Raw genomic sequence first — 2930 nt, forward strand, 5'->3', positions numbered from 1 at the left:
CTGCTGGCGTCCGTCCCGGCCGACCGGCCCCTGAGGGCCGTGGTCCACACGGCCGGAATCCTCGACGACACCGTGCTCACCGACCTGACCCCCGAGCGCCTGGACGCCGTGCTCAAGCCGAAGACCGAAGCGGCGTGGAACCTGCACGAGGCCACCCTCGGCGACGAACTCGACGCGTTCGTCGTCTACTCCTCGATCGCGGGCCTGATCGGCAACGCCGGCCAGGCCAACTACGCCGCCGCCAACACCTACCTGGACGCCCTCGCCCAGCACCGCGCGGCCCTCGGGCTGCCCGGCGTGTCACTCGCCTGGGGCCTGTGGAACCAGACCAGCACCATCAGCGGCGAACTGAACGAGACGGACCTGCGCCGCCTGGCCCGTATCGGCCTCAAGCCCTTGGCCACGGACGAGGCGATGGCGCTGTTCGACTCCGCCCTGGCGGGAACCGAGCCGGTCCTCGCCGTCAGCGGCCTGGACCTCGCCGCACTGCGCAAGGCGGGTGACGGCCTGCCACCGCTGCTGCGCGACCTGGTCCCGGCCGGTCGCCGCCGCACAGCCGCCTCGGCCGGCCGGTCCGGCGGCCAGGACGCGGGCCCCTCGCTGGCCCAGCGCCTGGGCGCCCTCTCCCCGGAGGAACGCGAACAGACCCTCGTCGACCTCGTACGCACCCAGGTGGCCGCGGTCCTCGGACACACCGACGCCCACGCCGTCGACCCCCAACGCGCCTTCCAGGAAATCGGCTTCGACTCACTGACCGCGGTCGAACTCCGCAACCAACTCAACAACGCCACCGGACTGCGCCTGCCGAGCACGCTGGTCTTCGACCACCCCAGCCCCGCCGCCCTCGCCGCGCACCTGCATCGGCAGATCAAGGTGGAGACGGCGTCGCCCGCGGACTCGCTGGTCGAGGAGCTCGGCCGGCTCAGGGCCGCCGTCCGGTCGGCAGCCGCCGATCCCGCGGCCTACGAAAGCGTCGCCGGGCAGCTGCGCGAGCTGCTGGGCGTCGCCGAGCAGGCGAGCGGCCGCACGCCCGCCGACGAGCTGCTGGCTGCCGACGACCTGGACGAGGCGAGCGACGAGGAACTGTTCGCGCTCCTCGACGACCTGAACTGACCGGGCGACCGCTCCCGGAGCCGACGAGGGGGTCGGCTCCGGGGCGGTCCCGCGCGCCCGGCGGTCACCGCTGCGGCACACCACTGCACGAACCACCAGACCGAGCACGAGCCACATGACGACGGGGAGCTGAGATCAGTGGCGAACGAGCAGGAACTCCGCGAGTACCTCAAGAAGGCCATCGCCGACGCGCGCGAGGCGCGCAGGCAGCTGCGCGAGGTCGAGGACAAGGCGCAGGAGCCGATCGCGATCGTCGGCATGGCGTGCCGCTACCCCGGCGGTGTGTCCTCTCCCGAAGACCTGTGGGACCTGGTGGCGAACGGGGTCGACGCCGTCAGCGAGTTCCCCTCCAACCGCGGCTGGGACGTCGAGAAGCTGTACGACCCGGACCCCGACCGGCCGGGCACGTCGTACGTCCGCGAGGGCGGCTTCCTGCACGACGCGGACCTGTTCGACCGCGAATTCTTCGGCATGTCACCGCGCGAGGCGCTCGCCATCGACCCGCAGCAGCGCCTGCTGCTGGAGACCGCCTGGGAGACGCTGGAGAACGCGGGCATCCTGCCGGCCGCCCTGCGCGGCAGCCGCACCGGCGTCTTCACCGGTGTGATGTACAACGACTACGGCTCCCGCCCCGGCCTGCCCGCCGAGGGCAACGAGGGTTATCTCTTCAGCGGCAGCGCGGGCTCCATCGCGTCGGGCCGGATGGCGTACACCTTCGGTCTGGAGGGCCCGGCCGTCACGGTCGACACGGCCTGCTCCTCCTCGCTCGTCGCCATGCACATGGCCGTCAACGCGCTGCGCAACGGCGAGTGCGACCTCGCGCTCGCGGGCGGCGTCGCCGTCATGTCGACGCCGACGGCGTTCGTGGAGTTCTCCCGGCTGCGTGGTCTGTCCGCCGACGGCCGCTGCCGGTCCTTCTCCGAGGACGCGGACGGCACCGGCTGGTCGGAGGGCGTGGGCCTCCTCCTCGTGGAGCGGTTGTCCGACGCGCGGAAGAACGGCCACCGGGTCCTGGCGGTGATCCGGGGCAGCGCGGTCAACCAGGACGGAGCGAGCAACGGGCTGACGGCCCCCAACGGCCCCTCCCAGGAGCGCGTGATCCTCGCCGCCCTGGCGAATGCCGGTCTGAGCACGGCCGACGTGGACGCCGTGGAGGCGCACGGCACGGGCACCCGCCTGGGTGATCCCATCGAGGCGCAGGCCCTCCTCGCCACCTACGGTCAGGGCCGGCCGGCCGGGCACCCGCTGTATCTGGGCTCGCTCAAGTCGAACATCGGCCACTCGCAGGCGGCCGCCGGCGTCGGCGGCGTCATCAAGATGATCGAGGCGATGCGGCACGAGGTGTTGCCCAGAACGCTCCACGTGGGAGAACCGTCCAGTCACGTGGACTGGGACGCGGGCGCGGTCGAGCTGCTGACCGAGGCGCGCGAGTGGCCCGCGACCGACGGCCGCCCGCGTCGCGCTGGTGTCTCGTCCTTCGGTTTCGGTGGCACCAACGCCCACGTCGTCATCGAGGAGCCCCCGGCCGCCCCCGAGGAGCAGGACACCACCGAACGCGGCGAACTGCCTCTGATTCCGTGGGTGTTGTCGGGCAAGAGCGTGCAGGCGGTCCGTGACCAGGCCGCACGGCTGCTCGCCCACCTGGACACCCACCCCGCACTCGCCGCACAGGACATCGCCCTGTCACTGGCCACCGAACGGACGGCGTTCGACCACCGCGCAGTGGTCACGGGCACCGACCGCACCGAACTCACCGACGCCGTACGAGCCTTGGCGGAGGGTGGCGGTGCGGAGCCGTCACGGGTGCACGCCTCGAG

General features: G+C 72.4%; 2 protein-coding genes. Both read left to right on the top strand.

Going from position 1 to position 2930, the window contains the following annotated elements:
• Window positions 1-1113, top strand: a 1113-nt coding sequence (locus tag AB0N31_RS36380) for a beta-ketoacyl reductase (RefSeq protein WP_366062819.1), incomplete at its 5' end; no start/stop codon positions are given.
• A gap of 138 nt (window positions 1114-1251) precedes the next feature.
• Window positions 1252-2930 (top strand): beta-ketoacyl synthase N-terminal-like domain-containing protein (locus AB0N31_RS36385; protein WP_366062820.1); only part of this gene is annotated, 1679 nt, incomplete at its 3' end.

Origin of the sequence: Streptomyces sp. NPDC051051 (assembly GCF_040682975.1) — a bacterium.
GTDB lineage: Bacteria > Actinomycetota > Actinomycetes > Streptomycetales > Streptomycetaceae > Streptomyces.